This is a genomic window from Psychrobacter communis (genome assembly GCF_014836505.1).
GTDB classification, from domain to species: Bacteria; Pseudomonadota; Gammaproteobacteria; order Pseudomonadales; family Moraxellaceae; genus Psychrobacter; species Psychrobacter faecalis.
On the sequence record NZ_JACSQR010000003.1, the window covers coordinates 80,600 to 97,820 of the forward strand.

A 17,221-nucleotide genomic window follows, 5' to 3' on the forward strand; every position below is an offset into this window, starting at 1 on the left:
ACCGTCAGCATTTTAATCGCCTTTATACTTTGCATGGATTAAGCTTGCTGCCTAAATCACACCCTTAGATAAACTTAAGTTTGATATTTAACGCTCTAGCCATCTATAATGTCAGGCAAATAATAGACTCGAGTTAAGAGTTTACACTTTGGGCATTTAAGCAAGGTAGCACTATGGCAGCCTATATCACCGTCGGCGCAAAGACCTCTCACGGTGGGACGGTCATCTCCGGCTCACCGCGCACCACTCATAACGGCATCCCTGTTGCCCGTAAAGGCGATAAAGTCATCTGTAAAAAGTGTAAAAAGGTCACCACTATTGTTAGTGGTGATGCTTCCTTTATCGTCGATGGTGCGCCTATCGCACGTGGTGGCGATGTCACCAGCTGCGGCGCGAAGCTGATTGCGACTCAGCAGTCATTTGCGGAGTCGGGATTTGATGTAGGTAGTATTGAGCAGGCAGCGCCTTTACAGTTTGCGAAGTCGGATATGAGTAATTCATTTGTAGAACGTAATGAAGAGGAACCTGAAGAAGTTCATTTTGCTATAGAAGTAATTGAGCTCTATTCCGAAAATAACTCTAGCAATATTAAGGTCGATGAGTTTGATAGTGAAGGCAACTATTTAGGTAGTTACGACTTAGCAGATAACCCAAGTAATTTATCAGCAAATATCTCAGGATTTGGAAATTATAATCCCCATAATCCTAATGTGCAGTGGGACCCCGATAAAAATGGGATGATGCCTAACAGAACAGCACCTAAGAACAACGGTGTTAACTCTAATCTACCTTGGTACAAACAAAACGGAAATAAAAACAAAGCGATTGCACTTGCTGATGAAATTGGTCAAAGCATGTCTAATAGTGTACATTCGACTGCTAAAAGCTACGAAAGAAGAGCAGGTAAATTAGCTAAGGAAACAGTTGAAGTTGCCAAGCATACTCAAGATGCCATGATTGTAAATCTTGGTATTATAGAAGCTGGATTTAAGGATTTCCCCGAGAGAACTAAGGCATCAGCAGCAACTGCTATGCTGCGATTCGGCCAAAGATCAAACGTAGATTTTGTGTATATATCAGGTGGTGCGGGTGTTAAACATTTTGGTATTGATATGGGAATGTCTGTAAACGTTCATAATGGGAATGTATATGTGCCCAAAATAGCAAATGCCAATGTTAGTACTAATAAAGCGCCATCCATTAGTGTTCAGGTAGGGGTTGGACGTATTATAAGTAGCAATGCTAAAAATAATATTGAAGCGACAGATGCAATATTATCAGGTCAGGGACATTCATATTCAATCGAGTTTGGGCCAGCAAGTGCTGCCATTGAAACTACTGATGATGGCACAACAGTAGCAGTCTCTGGTGGAGTGACTACAAGCTTTTCGTTAACAGCTAGACAAAATAACTCTTCTTCTGGAGCTAGTAAAGGTTCTGCAAATATGGAATTAGCAAAAAGCATGCAGTATAGCGGTGCGAAAAATATAATAGTATATACAGGAAAATAATTAGTGAAAATAAGAGATAAAGAATATAAATTATCCGACATCTTATTTGTTGCTTTCGTTTTCGTTTTTTTTATCTCATTTATTAAATTAGAACCAGATAAAGATCTAGAAATATATCAACAAGAGTTGATTGAGAAAGAAGGTTGGTTAATATCTCAATTAGATGATATCGCCAATTTTATTAACTTTAACAACAATGAATATAGTCATATTAATCGAGAAGTTTGGTTCACTGCTTGGTATGTTAGTCCTGAGTTTAATGAGAAAAAACTGTTACGTTTGCATAAATATCTTATTGAAAAAGGCTGGGTAGATGTTACTGAACAAATTGACAAGAATGATTATATAGCCAAAACCCCAGTTAGATCTAAAGAAGCAGCCAAATATATTCATATACTTTGCAATGATAAGGCCACTATATTTATGTATATGATGGACATGCGAAAAATTTATGAATATGAATCTTTTGATGCCCGTACCTTAGTACAACTTAAGTACGATTATAGTCTCCCTTGCTACAATTTAAACGAATAATAATATATTGCTACTTTGCGTGACAAGAACTTAAAAATACTATCTTAAAGAACAGATAGAAAAAAACTATTAAAAGGAATAACAGTGCATCATAAAAAAATCTATAACTTAACTCAGTCTATATTGCTCGCTACGGTACTATCTAGTAGTTTGATAGCTTCTGCTTGTTCAGCGGAGTCTTCAAACACACCTATATTATCTAATCAAAGCACTCCTACTGAAATATACGAGCTCGGCCTCGCCTATTATGAGGGCGATTCAGTCCCTCAGGATGATAAAGAAGCTTTTAGCTTATTTAAAAAAGCTGCAGATAGAGGAAATAGTCCAGCACAATTCTACACTGGTATCATGTATTATGAGGGTATAGGTACGGAACAAAGTTATAAAAAAGCAGGCAAATATTTACTTCCAGTTGCTAATCAGGGAAATGCACCAGCTCAAAGTAATATCGCTATTATGTATGAAAATGGAGAAGGTTTCGAGAAGGACTATAAACAAGCAATGCATTGGTACTTATTAGCAGCCAGCAATGACTCTGTACTTGCTCAAAACAATATTGGGACAATGTACTATTTTGGTAGAGGAGTGCCTCAAAACTATACCAAGGCATTGGATTGGTACAAAAAAGCTGCTAGTCAAGACTTGGATATAGCGCAACTTAATATCGGCGGTCTTTACGAGAACGGCTACGGTGTTCCTCAGGACTATGACAAAGCTTTTGAGTGGTATCAAAAGGCCGCCGATCAAGGCAATCAACAAGCCAGTAATCGCATCGGTAGATTGGTCATGAATGGTAAAATCGACGATGAAGGTATCGTTATTTATAACACACAAGAAACTGGACTCACATTAGGTGATATCGAAGAACCCCTATAGAATTAAAAAGGGTCACAGTTTACGAAGTAAAAAACGGCAGGAGATCCCTCCCCTACCGTCCTTTCAATTTAAAACTTTAATTCAAAAATTAAACTTTTAAATACTCGCCGCAACCTCAGCGCCATCACGAATCGCACGTTTGGCGTCCAGCTCCGCAGCAAGTTTAGCACCGCCAATCAAATGATATTGTGCGTCTGGTGCATCACCGACATTTGGCATCAGCTCAACCACTGATTCTTGACCAGCACAGACCACGATGCTATCGACACGTAACAGCTGGCTTTGACCTTGATTGTTAGTAATCCAAATACCTTCGTTGGTAATTTTGTCGTACTGCGCACCTGATACTTGGATGACGCCATGCGACTTAACATGAGCACGATGCACCCAGCCCGAGGTTTTATTGAGCCCACTGCCCAAGCGACCTTTAGTACGCTGCATTAAGTACACTTGGCGTACAGGTTTAATGCCTTCAGGTTTAATCAAGCCGCCATCTGCCTGATAGTTAGTATCAGACGTCACGCCCCACTCTTCGCGCCAATCGCTGATTGACTGCGGTTTTGGACGATAGCTTGGGTCTTTTAGCAATTCAGGACCAAGCTCATCTAATGGCTGCCCATGATTGGCGGTTAGATATTCACTAACATCAAAGCCGATACCGCCCGCACCGATGACCGCGACGGTTTCACCCACGGATTTTTCACCAGAAAGCAATTCAGCATAGCTGATGACTTGTGGTAAATCTGCGCCTTCAAGCTTACCTTTTAGACTTCTTGGGACCACACCAGTAGCAACGATGACATGATGAAATTTGGCTTTTTCAAGCATGGCTTTATCGACTTTGGTATTGAGTTTAATCTCAACACCTAAGTGCTCAAGCTCATTGATATAGTAGCGAATGGTTTCAAAGAACTCTTCTTTACCAGGAATGACTTTAGCATAGTTAAACTGACCGCCCAAAATATCTTTTGCTTCAAATAAAGTGACGTCATGACCACGCAAAGCTGCAACATGAGCGGCTGACATGCCCGCGACACCGCCACCGATGACCGCCACTTTTTTAGGTTTTTTGGTCTTCTTATAAACCAATTCCGTCTCATAGCAGGCTTGTGGGTTGACCAAACAGGTTGAGCGTTTATTTTCAAAAGTATGGTCAAGACAGGCTTGGTTACAGGCGATACAGGTATTGATACGGTCGGCTTGACCTTCTTTAGCTTTATTGACCCAATGCGGATCGGCTAAGAACGGACGCGCCATCTGAATCATATCCGCTTGCCCACTGGCAACGATTTCTTCCGCTGTTTCTGGCATATTGATACGGTTGGCTGCCATCATTGGAATATTAATATGCTTTTTAATTTCAGCAGTGAAATCAACAAACGCCGCGCGTGGTACGCTAGTGACAATGGTCGGTACGCGCGCTTCATGCCAGCCAATTCCAGTATTCATAATGGTCACGCCCGCTTCTTCTAGCGCTTTAGCAACAGTGATGACTTCATCCATAACGTTACCGTCTTTGACCAAATCGATCACTGACAAGCGGAATAGGATAATAAAATCTTCACCCGTTGCTTCGCGAACTGCTTTCACGACATCGACCGCAAACTTCATGCGATTTTGAATATCGCCGCCGTATTCGTCGGTACGTTTATTGACATGACGCGATAAAAACTGATTGAGCAAGTAACCTTCAGAGCCCATGATTTCAACGCCATCATAACCCGCTTGTTTGGCAAGTTTGGCACAGCGCGCATAGTCTTTAACAGTTTGTTCGATATTTTTGATGCTCATCTTACGCGGTTTAAACGGCGAGATTGGCGATTTAATCGGGCTTGCTGACACCGCAAACGGATGATAACCATAGCGACCACTGTGCAAGATTTGCATGATGATTTTGCTGTCATATTTATGCGCCGCACGGGTGACGCGTTGATGATTAATGACGTCAGCGCGGGTGTTCATGGTGCCGCCAGCAGGGAGCAACCAGCCTTCGCGATTGGGCGATATGCCCCCGGTAATCATCATCGCCACGCCGCCTTTGGCACGTTCGGCAAAATACGCCGCCAGCTTGCCGTAATTATAAAAACGGTCTTCAAGCCCCGTATGCATCGAGCCCATCACCATGCGGTTTTTAAGTGTAGTAAAGCCCAAATCCAGCGGCTCAAATAAATGCGGGTAGTGCTCGTTGGTGCTGGCGGTCTCAATGGTATTGGCAGTGCGGCTGGCGGTCATATCATTTTCCTTATGAATGAATTAACAAACTACGTTCTGAAAACAGAAAAGTCACGGGATTTAGCGTTGCTGCTATCGTAACACACCGCTATTATCATCAGCTACGCGGACAAGCGACTGATGAGTGAGCACTATCTTGATACCAATCCTAGACAGTCAGATGTTTACCTCGACTTTATGGCTTTTATTAAGCAAGCCTCATAAAACCCGCCCAATTTTTGGGGCGATTGGCTATAATAGCGTGAGCGTTGTCAATATTTAACGTGTTTTATAACGACCGTTTTTATGACAATTGTTTTTATGACAACGGCTTCTATAATAGCCGCTTCGCTAAATCCCTGCACCATCGAATACCCGCAATACGATAAAGGACTATCCCCATGACAGACTTTCACACCGGTCTTGGCAAAAATGCTGCCAATCACCACCCGCTGACCCCTATCGATTTTATTATCCGCAGCGCGCAGGTTTATCCTGACAAGACTGCAATTATCTACGACGACCTAGAGCACAATGAGCTCACGCAGACATGGCAACAGACTTATGATCGCTGTCGTCAATTGGCTGATGGTCTGCGTAAATTGGGTATCGATAAAAATGACACGGTGGCGGTGATGATGCCGAACACGCCAGCGATGGTCGAATGCGCCTTTGGCGTGCCAATGTCAGGCGGCGTGCTTTGTACCCTTAATACCCGACTTGATATCAATGCCCTAACCTTTTGCCTGCAACACTCAGAGGCCAAAGTATTGATTTTAGACAGCGAGTTTGCTGAGCATGCTGAGATTATTGATGAAGCTTTTCCCAACTTCATCGTGATTCATGCGACCGATAAAGCGCTTGATATCGAGCGTTTTGGCACTATGAGTTATGAAGAGTTAATCGCCAGCTCAGACAATTTGGATAATTGGGAAAAACCGCTCGATGAATGGGATGCCATTGCGCTCAACTATACTTCTGGCACCACTGGTAAGCCCAAGGGCGTGGTCTATCATCATCGCGGTGCCACGCTCAATGCCGTGTCTAATATTTTAGATTGGGATATGCCCAAGCATCCCATGTATCTATGGACGCTGCCCCTATTCCATTGTAATGGTTGGTGTTTCCCATGGACCATCGCTGAGCGCGCGGGCGTCAACGTCTGCTTACGTAAAATTGACGCTGATTTGATTTTGCAGCTGATTGCCAAGTATAAAGTCAGCCATTATTGCTCAGCGCCCGTGGTGCACAATATGATTGCCGGCGGTAAGCCTGAGTATAAAGAAGCCATTAACCATGAAGTCAAAGGCTGGGTCGCTGGTGCGCCGCCGTCTGAAACTATGCTCGCTGCTATGGAAGCCATGGGCTTTCATATCTCACATGTTTATGGCCTCACCGAAGTTTATGGTCCGGTCACTGTTTGTGCTGAGCAAGAAGAATGGGATGCGCTTGATGTCGCTGCTCGTGCGCAGAAAAAATCTCGTCAAGGAGTGACCTCGCATTTGATGACAGGCTTTGAGCTGTTTAAACAAGGGACCACTGAACCCGTTGCTGCTGATGGCGAAGAGATGGGCGAGCTGGCACTGCGCGGTAACATGGTGATGAAAGGCTATCTTAAAAGCCGAAAAGCCACTGAAGAAGCCTTTGTCGATGGTTGGTTCCGTACCGGTGATTTGGGCGTCAAATACCCTGACGGCTATATCAAAATCATGGATAGGCTTAAAGACATCATCATCTCAGGTGGCGAAAATATCTCTAGTATCGAAGTCGAAAACGTCTTATATAAAATGCCGGAAATCCAAAGCTGTGCGGTCGTTGCCGCGCCGCATGATAAATGGGGCGAAGTGCCCGTCGCCTTTATCGAAATTCATGCTGGTAGCACTTTGCAACGCGATCATGTCATGGAGCATTGCAAGCAATATTTGGCTGGATTTAAAGTGCCGAAATATATTATCTTTGCTGAAATTCCGAAAACCAGTACCGGTAAAGTACAGAAGTTTGAGCTACGCCAAGCCGCCAAATCATTGGCGCACGAAACGCCAAAAGTTACGGCTAGCGCTAAATAATAGCTTTTGAAAAACTTGCACTTTGAGCAATTTGCATAAAACAGGGTCAGTCTTATGATTAGGCTGACCCTTTTTTCTTGAACTAAGAACGTAAAACTTATTCTTGTAGACAGTCTGCTATAAAATAAACACAGAGCTACTGGTATTCATTTTGCGCAGCCTCTGTCTGGGTAGGCACAGCAAGCAAGGAAAATGAATACCAGTAGCGCGTTATCATACTTGTACTAATTTTATTTAGGACTGACTATAGCCAAACAACTAATTCAGCTTTGGTTCAAGCCATTGATAAACCAACATACCCATTATCATTGCTGGAATAAAGACATACGCTTGCCATTGTCCTGTCCCAAGTAGCACGATACCCGGTCCTGGGCAGATACCCACAAGTCCCCAACCGATACCAAACATCATCGCGCCGATTAGCAACTTTTTATCAATCACCGTCTTACTTGGTAATAAGATAAAAGTGCCCACCCAGCTGGTCTTTTGCCATTTGGCTAATTGCACACCGATTATCGCTACTATTAAACCGCCGCCCATCACCAGTGCCAAGGAGATATCCCACGCGCCAAAGACGTCCAAAAAGCCTTGTACTTTAGCAGGGTCAGTCATCCCTGATATCAGCAGTCCAAAACCGAATAATAATCCTGCTACTAATCCAATTATATTTTTCAGCATTTTTTCTCACACCTAATGTATTAATCCAAGCAGTTATAAATAACGTGCTGTCTATGCGATTTTTAAATCAAACCCAAAACATGGCAACCGATATAAACGGTTAAGATACCAAACAACATAAAGGTCACTGTCGCCGCCATCGAGCGTGGTGACAGTCGCGCATTACCGCAAATACCATGTCCGCTGGTACAGCCTGAACCGAGACGCGTACCAAAACCAACGAGCAGCCCTGCCGCAATTAATAACGGTATAGAGGTGCTGATATCTAGCACTGGTAACGGCTTGACCAAACGATATAATAACGGCGAGACGATAAGACCGGCGATAAATAAAACCTGCCACATCTCAACGCGCTTGGGTTTTAAGAGGCTTGAGAAAATACCACTAATCCCCGCAATACGGCCAACACCTAACAGCAAAATGGCAGTCGCCACCCCTAGCATCAGTCCGCCTACTAAGGAGATTGGCGTAAATGCCTGCCAGTCTATTTGTATACTCATAATGTTTACCTAAGCCAATTTTATCAAACACAGTTTTAAATTCGTTTTATATAAATACATTATATAATAAAATATAATAAATAGGTAAAAAAATACTGAGATCTGTTTAACAGAACTCAGTATTGTTACCTAACTTATAGTAAAAATTATGCAGGCTGCTCTGCCAATACTTCATCAAGCGCTTTTTCAAAACGTTGTACCGCTCCGTCGACATCGGTCAATTTATCAAGACCAAATAGACCTAAACGGAAAGTTTTAAAGTTCTCAGGCTCGCCTACTTGTAGCGGGACACCAGCGGCGATTTGCATGCCAGCTTCAGCAAAGGCGCTACCTTTATGCATGTCATCACGGTCAGTATAAGCAACGACAACACCCGGTGCTTCAAAACCTTCTGCCGCCACGCTTTCAATGCCTTTGTCCGCCAATACTTTACGAATACGCTTACCAAGCTCCCACTGCGCCTCGCAAAGTTTATCAAAGCCGACTTCCTTAGCTTCATGAACGGTATCGCGGAACTGGCGTAAGCTATCGGTTGGCATGGTTGCATGATAAGCGTGACCGCCATTTTCATAGGCGCGCATGATATTTAACCACTGTTTTAAATCTAGGCTAAAACTATCAGATTCAGTGCTCTCTACTTTTTGCACAGCCGCGTCGCTGAGCATCACCAGACCTGCGCCCGGCGTGCTGCTCCAGCCTTTTTGCGGCGCGCTAATCAGCACGTCAATACCCAAGTCTTTCATATCAAGCCAGACGCAACCCGAGGCAATACAGTCAATGACCAATAGACCGCCAACGCTATGAACAGCCTCGGCCAATGCTTTGATATAGTCTTCTGACAAAATTATGCCTGATGAGGTTTCAACATGAGGGGCAAAAACGATGGCTGGTTTTGTGTCTTTAATTTTAGCAACCGCTTCATCAATAGCAACAGGCGCAAATGGCTTTGGCGAGTCACCCTCTTCACGATTGGCAGTCAATACTGTAGACGACTTGGCAATTTTGCCCTTGTCTAAAATTTGCGTCCAACGATAGCTAAACCAACCGTTACGGATAATCAGGCAGTCTTCATCATTGGCCAATTGACGCGCCACGGCTTCCATCCCATAAGTGCCAGAGCCCGGTACAATCGCCACCGCATCAGCGTTATAAACTGACTTTAGGTTGCTAGACAAGTCATTCATCACTTGCTGAAAGACTTTTGACATGTGGTTTAAGGCGCGGTCAGTATAGACCACCGAATATTCTAATAAGCCGTTTGGATCAATATCTTGACGTAATGCAGTCATAGGACGCTCCTAGTTTATAGTTAGGCAATATAGGTATTGGCAAATTTTAGTAATAACGAGCCAAATACTATGATAGATAGTATTTATCGGGCACTCATATCGAGTAATCATCGAGAGTATGACGCAGGGTTGACGATATAGCGCTTTATCCTAGCGCTATTGCCGTTGACGAGTATATCGTGTGCGCTTTATTTTTATTTTAAACAGTACTACTATTCTAAACAGTACTACAGACGATAGGCGCGCCATTATCAGACTGTGAATGACAGCCTATTGAATTATCAATACTGAGAATTAATGAAATGAGAAGATATTAAGAGGCAATTGATAAAATTAGACTTTGAAAAAAAGCCAAAATTAATTGATTAAAGGCTCATTATAAATAACCGCTACCACATAACCAAAAATTATCGCCACTTAATATACTCATAACAACTTGATATTAGCACTGATAATGCAGGTTGACAACGCTCAGCTTGCATAAGTCGAAAGCTTAGCCAATTTATGACTTTTAAAGAGAAACCGTTTCAAAAGGAAGAGTTTTAAAAGAAACGGTTTTAAGAGAAATAATAGGAAAAATAATTAGTGCATTAAAAGGAGTAATGATTACTGACGACGACCACGATGCGCGTCTTGTAATCCCGAGACCACAAAATCTAGCAATTCATTGTCACCTTCACGTGCCGCTTTGCGCATCAACTTCGAGGGCGCATGGGTCAGCGTCTGGGTTAAACGCCGCGATAGCTCAGTGATAATAGCTTCAGGGCTGGCGTTATCTTGTTGCAGCTTAGCAATGGATTCATGCAGCAGCTTATCGACTTGGTCATGGGTGCGCGCGCGATATTGTTGAATCTCTTTACCAACTTGGCGCACTTGAAAGCGCCGATCCATCTCGACCACCAACTGACTGACCAGCAGCTCAGCATCGACCGCTGCTTGCCGGCGCTGCTCAATATTACCAGCAATCACGTGTTGCAAATCATCGACAGAATACAGATAAACATCATCGATACGGCTAATGGTCGAATCAATATCGCGCGGTACAGCCAAGTCAATCATCAGCATCGGCTGATAGCGACGGCTTTTAAGCGCGCGCAAGGTCATGGTTTTATCAATCAGCACATCCATGCTGCCACTACAGCTACTGACAATATCGGCTTCTGCCAATACTTGCGGCAACTCTTGCAGCGCTCTCACCTCTATAATGCGATCAGGTCGACGCAATTCAGCGGCCAATGCTTCAGCACGCTCAGGATTACGGTTACAAATAATAACCCGACCGACCCCAAGCCCTGCAATATGAGTCGCTACCAAGCGATTCATCTCGCCTGCTGCGACGACTAATAAGGTACGACTGGGCAAATCATCAAATATTTGCGTCACCAATTTGGCGGCAGCATAGCTAAGGGATACCGCTTGCGCGCCCACTTGGGTTTCGTTACGCACGCGTTTGGCGGCGGCAAATACCTGATCGACAATCCAGCCTAGCTGATTGCTTAGGGCCTTTTGATCCTGCGCCAAATGCACAGAGCGCTTGATTTGACCGAGTATCTGCGGCTCACCCAATATCATCGAGTCAAGACCAGCGGCGACTCTGAGCCAATGGGTCAATGCATGGGTATCACGGTGCACATAAAGATAAGGGTCAATCTCATCCAACGACAACTGCTTAAAATCCGCCAGCCATGTTTTTATTTTTAGGATATGGGCGCTGATGGCCGCTGAAGCAGTCTGCACAGCGATTGCATTATTGCGGGCAATAGTAGCAACTTGCGGCTCTGCTAAATGCGCGCCTGATTCTGGCGGTAATGAGATTTGCGGGACGAGCGCATAAATCTCAGTACGGTTACAAGTAGAGACAATGACGCTACCATCGGTAAAGCGCTCTAGCTGTTTAAGGGCGATATTCACATCGTCACCAACAAGCGCCAAGCGCTCTCGTAGAGCGACTGGTGCGGTTTTGTGATTGACCCCAATGACCACTAATCTCATTATTGATAGACCATAAATATAACGTTTACCTGCCAGCCAAACGCTCTTAGAATGTTAAGAAATCCTATTCAATCAGCAGTGCTAAAAAACAGCTTTTCACAGACAGTGCTTGATAAACTGTCTTTAATAAACAATGCGCACAATACGCCACGAGAGACACAGTGTAAACGCCTAAAAAGCGCTTATTATATCATTATTGCCAGCTTTATTTAACAGGCAACGCTTGGCGATGGTATTTGTCTGTATCTGGGCATGACGACGATAAATCAACTGCTGTGATGGTTTTTAAAATAAGTGCCAGTTATATTTATCTAATTTGTCAGCGCTGGTTTACTAGAGGACTTACTAGCAGATGTTTAAGCTATCAGAGTTTATTGAACGCTACTTAAAGTCATTTATCGTCATTACTTAATCGCCTAAACATTGTTAGTATTTGAGTAACATAGGCGCTATTGTTTATCGCTTTCATCTGCTCTTATAATGGTAATGACGAATACTTATTTAAAATAATGACAATAAAATCCTCCTGTTAGAATGCAAGTGGACTAATGGGGAAATATTGCTCGCTAGATTTTTTGGGTCATCCTTTAGACTGCAACCTATGTATAATGATCAATCTCGCCTCCGCGCCTTATTGCAAGCCACCATAGAGCGCCTATGCCAGCGTTATAAGCTAACCTTGTCGTTGGCCATTTGTCTATGCCTAGGATTACCCGCCCACGCCAAGTATGTCAGCCCGGCGTTGACCGCTCCCATATTAAACACTGATTTGGCCAATTCGCCTACAACTTCACCAGCCAAGAAAAGCGATATCATTGGTCATACTGCTCATGAAATACCTTCTCAACTACCGTCTACTGAGCAGTCTCAGCTAGCAGAAAACGATACTTCTGTAAGCAATCTAGTAGCATTTAGCCAAACCCAATCAGAGCTTGGTGAGCCAAGTTTATACGCGCTGTTGGATGCCGAGTTTGCCGCAGATCGCGATAATAATAAGCGCGCGCTAACTATTTATAAGCAGCAATCTTTTAAGCAAGATGCGACCGCGGTATTTGAGCGCGCCCTAAGCTTGTCTTTACGTAATGAAAGCATTGAGGATTCATTGCGCTTTGCCAAAACTTGGCAAGACCAAAACCCCGACCACGTGCCCGCTTGGTTTTATGTGGCGCATTTGGCCTTGCGTGCGCACGACTATGAATTGGCGGGCGCCACTCTAAATCGCATTTTAAACTACGACCCACGCGCCGATCTGAGCGAAATACTGATTGGCATTTATCCCAATACCGATGAAGACAAACGCGAGTTGCTTGCCGCTTTGCAACCTATCGATAGCGAGCAGAACGCTTCGCTTTCGGTATTAAAGGCTGGTTTACTGTATCAATTTGATGAGCCTGAGGTTGCTATTGTCCATATCGATCGCGCCCTTGCGCGTCAGCCAGATTATGTGCCTTTTATCACTTTAAAAGCCGACATATTGCGCAAGACCAAGCCATCAGCAGCCGTGCTTGATTATATTAACCAAGCGCGCCTACGTAATCCTGATAGCAAGAGCTTATACTTATATGAGATTCGTTATTTACTCGATTTGCGGCAAAGCGAGCAGGCTTGGCAGCTATTACTCGATGCACACGGGCGCTTTGCTGATGATGACGAAATCACTTTGCTCGCCGCGCTGGTGAGCTTGGACGTTGAAGAATACGCCAGCGCCGATCAGCTGCTGAATATCTTGGCTAAAAATCCGGCTTATCTTGACCAAGCCTATTACTACCTTGGCATCAGTGCCGAGCGCCAACAGCGCTTTGAGCAAGCAAAATACTATCTCAATGGCGTGATGCAAGAGGACTTGGTGTTAGAAGCGCGGCGAAAATTGGTGTCGTTTGAGCTGCTAAATGACGACGTCGATGCAGCCATTGCTACTTTAGAGAAGCTGCGTAAAGACTTTAGCATCTTCGCGCCTGACAGCTTTGTCATGCAAGCGGATATCTTATGGCAGCAAAATGAATCCGAGGAAGCGCTACGGTTATTAACGCGCGCCAGCCGCAAATATCCTAATAATGAGATGCTGCTATTTGCCCGCGCCCAGCTGCTTGACGACAAAGACGATTATATCGTCAAACGTACCTTATTAAACCATTTGCAAACGCTCGACCCAACCAACCTTGCTTATCAGCTTAGCTATGCGCAGTTATTGCTCGCCAATGAACGCAGATCCAAGCAAGGTTTGGCGCTAGCAACGGCTATCATTCAAATCCGTTATGATGACCCGCGCTATGACAATGAGCTGCATTTGCAAGCGTTAAACGTACTCGCCGCCAATGCTTTAGCGAACGAAGATTATCAACAAGTCATCGATTATCTACAAACCCCGTACGACGTTTTTCCAACCCTACGTTCAGGCACGCTACTGCTGCGCGCTTATCAAGGGCTAGGCGATAATGAAAAAGTTGAGGCGTTGCTTGCTGAGTTACAAGAGCGTTTTTCATTTGGGCAGCGCAACGTCAATGACCGTATACAGCTTTATTAAGCAGCTTTTTGCTCAAAGCTTATTGAATACTCATCATAAAATACGATTAAAAATAAAAACGTTTGCGATAAAAACTACAAGCCAGTTATAAGAAATGAACAGCCATGCATCAGCGCGTAACAAATCATGCTTAAGCTAAGCGTTTATTGTTTTATTTAATCTTTTAAAAAATCTATTACTTTTAAAACTTGTTACTTTTAAAACTTGTCTATTTTTGAGGATATATCATGTCAGTATTAAAAAAAAATCAGCCGAATAAACTGGCGCTATTTAGCGCTTTAACCGCCGCGCTCGTTATGACATCTGGTTGCCAATCATTAAAAACCGCTAATGCTACCAACCAGCCTATCGGCACAGTACAAGGTCAGAAACCTGAACAACCTAAAAAGCTTGAGAACTTTAATATCACGGGCAAAATCGGCGTTACCACACCTAGTAAGGACAATTCAGGAAACCAAGGCGGCAGTGCGTTTTATGCATGGGGACAACAAAATGACCGTTTTGCTATCGAATTGATTGGCGCGCTTGGTATTGGCAAAACCAATATCGAGTATAATGGTCAGTCGGCGACTTTAGTCAGCGAAAAAACCGGCACGTTAACCGCTGCTGACCCTGAAACCTTGCTCAAAAAAGCCACAGGCTGGCAAGCGCCGATTTCACAAATGCCGTATTGGATATCGGGTCGCCCAGCGCCTTCAGACAGCGCGCCACAGCTTGATGACCAAAACCGTTTAATTAGCTCGGTCAATGGTGAATGGCAAGCGAACTTTAGTTATAAAGGCAACGACAAATTGCCAAATAAAATCAGTGCCGTACAGTCACAAGGCAATAAAGTAGTGATGACCATCGACCATCAAAAATAATGGCCTTATGTAGACAGTAGAAAACACTATCTTTACTTACAACTCATAAAGACATTTATTTATGACTGAACGCACCACCGCAACATCAGTTATCACGCGCTTGTCACCGGCCAAGATTAATTTATTTTTGCATATCACTGGTAAGCGCGCTGATGGCTATCATAATCTGCAAACCGTCTTTCGCCTGCTTGACTGGGGCGATTATCTGCATTTTACGTTTGTAGACGATACAGTATTTTCTATTATAGATAAAACCTTCGACGCTACTAAGCTTTGTCATCAGCTGCTAACGCTTGCTGGTGCCGACACCATAACCAGTAGTATCGATGACAATCTGATTTTTAAAGCCGCCCAAGCGTTACTAGCATTTGCTCTTCAAGCTGACAGACTACCTAAGCAGCTGCAATCAGTGCAAATCACCTTGGATAAGCATTTACCAATGGGTGCAGGCTTAGGCGGTGGCTCATCCAATGCCGCAACGACCTTATTAGTCTTAAATGAGATTTGGCAGCTTAACATTACTAAAAATGAGCTGATAAAAATCGCTGCTACTATCGGCGCCGATGTGCCGATATTTATCTTTGGGCAAGATGCCATTGCTATGGGTATTGGCGAGGAGCTGACCGCCATTGATTTGCCCGAGCAGCAATATTTAGTCTTAACCCCAAACGCCCATGTCAACACGGCTAAGCTGTTCACCCATCCAAAGCTACAACGAGATATCGCCCCGCTATCGATTGCAACCATTCAAAACCATTCCAATGACTACGTACAACATTTAAATACGCCTTATCAAAACGTCTTTACGCCAGTAGTGACAAGCCTTGCTCCTGCCGTCGATGCAGCGTTACGGTATTTGCAAGGGTTGGAATCACAGGCACTCGGCACAGCTCGGATGACCGGCTCTGGTAGCGCCGTATTTTTGCCATTGGATGTAAGTGTTATTGATGATAAAACGCTGTTGGCAAAGTGGGTTAACGATGCACCTTGTGCCGCCTACGTAGTGGGAAATCTATAAGTTAAATAGAATTAATAATATGATTTTCTTCGCCTAAAGGTTATTTATCATGAAAAGCAATTCTTTTACGTTATCAATAAGTATTTTGGCCCTTTCAATAGCCGTGACAGCCTGCACCAACAATTCTGATACTCAAAACGTCACGTTACCTGCGCCAAAAGTATCTATCGATAACATGGCCAGTGATAGCAGCACTAACGATTTTGAAAATAAGCCCTATGCCCAGTTTTTTACTTATCCATATAAGCGTGGTGCGGAGATAGAACCAGCTATGGGCGGTACTTTGGTTATGAAAGACGGCTGTCTACTTATCTAAAACGATGATAGGCTTAACGTTCCTGTGTTTCCTCATGGCATCACCACTTGGAATGAGGAGACCCAGACTCTGACCGCCAATGGCGTTGATATAGCTTTGAACACTGAGCTATTTACTAACGGACCCTTAAGCGGCGGGAAATACGACCCTAATTACGATTATAATTTCGAGCAACAAGCAGACCCTAAATGCTTGGAAAATAGATATATCGTATTTTTGGGTTCACAGTTTATGGACGCTACAGATTTACCAAATAATTAGCCTATACAAGCTAAAACTGAGGCCAAACCCTACTTATAGCGTATAAATAAAATGAGTATAAAGACCATATATAAATTTTCATTAACTCAACATCGGTTTTATTTTCGACCTATTTATAATAAAAGCCATAAAAAGGCGCAAATGACTTGCAAAATCTAAATATTTATTTATAATAGGTCGCCTCAATAGGGGTATAGCCAAGTTGGTAAGGCATCAGGTTTTGATCCTGACATCCGTTGGTTCGAGTCCAGCTACCCCTGCCATTTTTAAGTGTAAAGCGTTCGATATGTCGTCATTATAAGCCGTTTTTAAATAAACGCTTATTTTATTGACATTGACAACGTTATCCCAGTTTCGGTATAGTTCGCAATGAACACCGTTAGGGAAAAGTTATATTGTAGACAGTTTATCTGTTTATAATATAACGAACAGGTCGTGACGCTATTTTAAGCGTAATTTAGTATAAATTATGCCTAGATATCGACGTACACAGCCTAGACATTACAGGGGTATAGCCAAGTTGGTAAGGCATCAGGTTTTGATCCTGACATCCGTTGGTTCGAGTCCAGCTACCCCTGCCAT

General features: G+C 43.6%; 13 protein-coding genes and 2 tRNA genes. 10 read left to right on the forward strand and 5 right to left on the reverse strand.

Going from position 1 to position 17,221, the window contains the following annotated elements; genetic code table 11:
• Window positions 1-173 precede the first annotated feature (173 nt).
• The 3 genes from H9653_RS02340 (at window position 174) to H9653_RS02350 (ending at window position 2,921) form a co-directional block, all read left to right on the forward strand.
• Window positions 174-1,511, forward strand: a complete 1,338-nt coding sequence (locus H9653_RS02340) for a PAAR domain-containing protein (RefSeq protein ID WP_191690167.1) — start codon at window positions 174-176, stop codon at window positions 1,509-1,511.
• Between the two features lie 3 nt (window positions 1,512-1,514).
• On the forward strand, window positions 1,515-2,045 hold the full coding sequence (locus H9653_RS02345; RefSeq protein ID WP_191690170.1) for a hypothetical protein: 531 nt from the start codon (window positions 1,515-1,517) through the stop codon (window positions 2,043-2,045).
• Window positions 2,046-2,129: 84 nt separating this feature from the next.
• Window positions 2,130-2,921 (forward strand): tetratricopeptide repeat protein, encoded by a 792-nt coding sequence (locus H9653_RS02350; protein WP_191690172.1) that lies wholly within the window; start codon window positions 2,130-2,132, stop codon window positions 2,919-2,921.
• Window positions 2,922-3,017: 96 nt separating this feature from the next.
• Here the strand turns inward: H9653_RS02350 and H9653_RS02355 are convergent, their stop codons facing one another.
• Window positions 3,018-5,153 (reverse strand): NADPH-dependent 2,4-dienoyl-CoA reductase, encoded by a 2,136-nt coding sequence (locus H9653_RS02355; RefSeq protein ID WP_191690174.1) that lies wholly within the window; start codon window positions 5,151-5,153, stop codon window positions 3,018-3,020.
• Between the two features lie 380 nt (window positions 5,154-5,533).
• Here H9653_RS02355 and H9653_RS02360 point away from each other — a divergent pair, with 380 nt between their 5' ends.
• Complete coding sequence (locus tag H9653_RS02360) at window positions 5,534-7,198, forward strand: AMP-binding protein (protein WP_191690176.1); 1,665 nt, start codon at window positions 5,534-5,536, stop codon at window positions 7,196-7,198.
• A gap of 258 nt (window positions 7,199-7,456) precedes the next feature.
• Here the strand turns inward: H9653_RS02360 and H9653_RS02365 are convergent, their stop codons facing one another.
• The 4 genes from H9653_RS02365 to hemA all read right to left on the reverse strand — a co-directional run bounded on the left by H9653_RS02365 (window position 7,457) and on the right by hemA (window position 11,657).
• The gene (locus H9653_RS02365; protein ID WP_144296760.1) at window positions 7,457-7,876 is read right to left on the reverse strand and encodes a DUF6691 family protein; all 420 of its coding nucleotides are present in this window, start codon (window positions 7,874-7,876) and stop codon (window positions 7,457-7,459) included.
• A gap of 62 nt (window positions 7,877-7,938) precedes the next feature.
• Complete coding sequence (locus H9653_RS02370; RefSeq protein WP_191690178.1) at window positions 7,939-8,376, reverse strand: YeeE/YedE family protein; 438 nt, start codon at window positions 8,374-8,376, stop codon at window positions 7,939-7,941.
• 146 nt (window positions 8,377-8,522) lie between these two features.
• Window positions 8,523-9,665, reverse strand: coding sequence for an aminotransferase class V-fold PLP-dependent enzyme (locus H9653_RS02375; protein ID WP_191690180.1), 1,143 nt, complete (start codon window positions 9,663-9,665; stop codon window positions 8,523-8,525).
• A 606-nt stretch (window positions 9,666-10,271) separates the two neighbouring features.
• A complete protein-coding gene (gene hemA / locus H9653_RS02380; protein WP_191690182.1) occupies window positions 10,272-11,657 on the reverse strand; it encodes a glutamyl-tRNA reductase in 1,386 nt (461 codons plus the stop codon).
• A gap of 601 nt (window positions 11,658-12,258) precedes the next feature.
• Here hemA and H9653_RS02385 point away from each other — a divergent pair.
• From H9653_RS02385 to H9653_RS02410, 6 genes are all read left to right on the forward strand, one after another.
• On the forward strand, window positions 12,259-14,181 hold the full coding sequence (locus H9653_RS02385; RefSeq protein WP_191690184.1) for a tetratricopeptide repeat protein: 1,923 nt from the start codon (window positions 12,259-12,261) through the stop codon (window positions 14,179-14,181).
• Between the two features lie 227 nt (window positions 14,182-14,408).
• Window positions 14,409-15,044, forward strand: a complete 636-nt coding sequence (lolB, locus tag H9653_RS02390) for a lipoprotein insertase outer membrane protein LolB (protein ID WP_191690186.1) — start codon at window positions 14,409-14,411, stop codon at window positions 15,042-15,044.
• Window positions 15,045-15,105: 61 nt separating this feature from the next.
• Window positions 15,106-16,062: a 4-(cytidine 5'-diphospho)-2-C-methyl-D-erythritol kinase gene (gene ispE, locus H9653_RS02395; RefSeq protein WP_191690188.1), complete on the forward strand. Its 957-nt coding sequence runs from the start codon at window positions 15,106-15,108 to the stop codon at window positions 16,060-16,062.
• Window positions 16,063-16,111: 49 nt separating this feature from the next.
• Complete coding sequence (locus H9653_RS02400) at window positions 16,112-16,378, forward strand: hypothetical protein (protein ID WP_191690190.1); 267 nt, start codon at window positions 16,112-16,114, stop codon at window positions 16,376-16,378.
• 448 nt (window positions 16,379-16,826) lie between these two features.
• Window positions 16,827-16,902: transfer RNA gene (locus tag H9653_RS02405), tRNA-Gln, on the forward strand.
• 242 nt (window positions 16,903-17,144) lie between these two features.
• A tRNA-Gln gene (locus tag H9653_RS02410) sits at window positions 17,145-17,220 on the forward strand.
• The last annotated feature ends 1 nt before the right edge of the window (window position 17,221 follow it).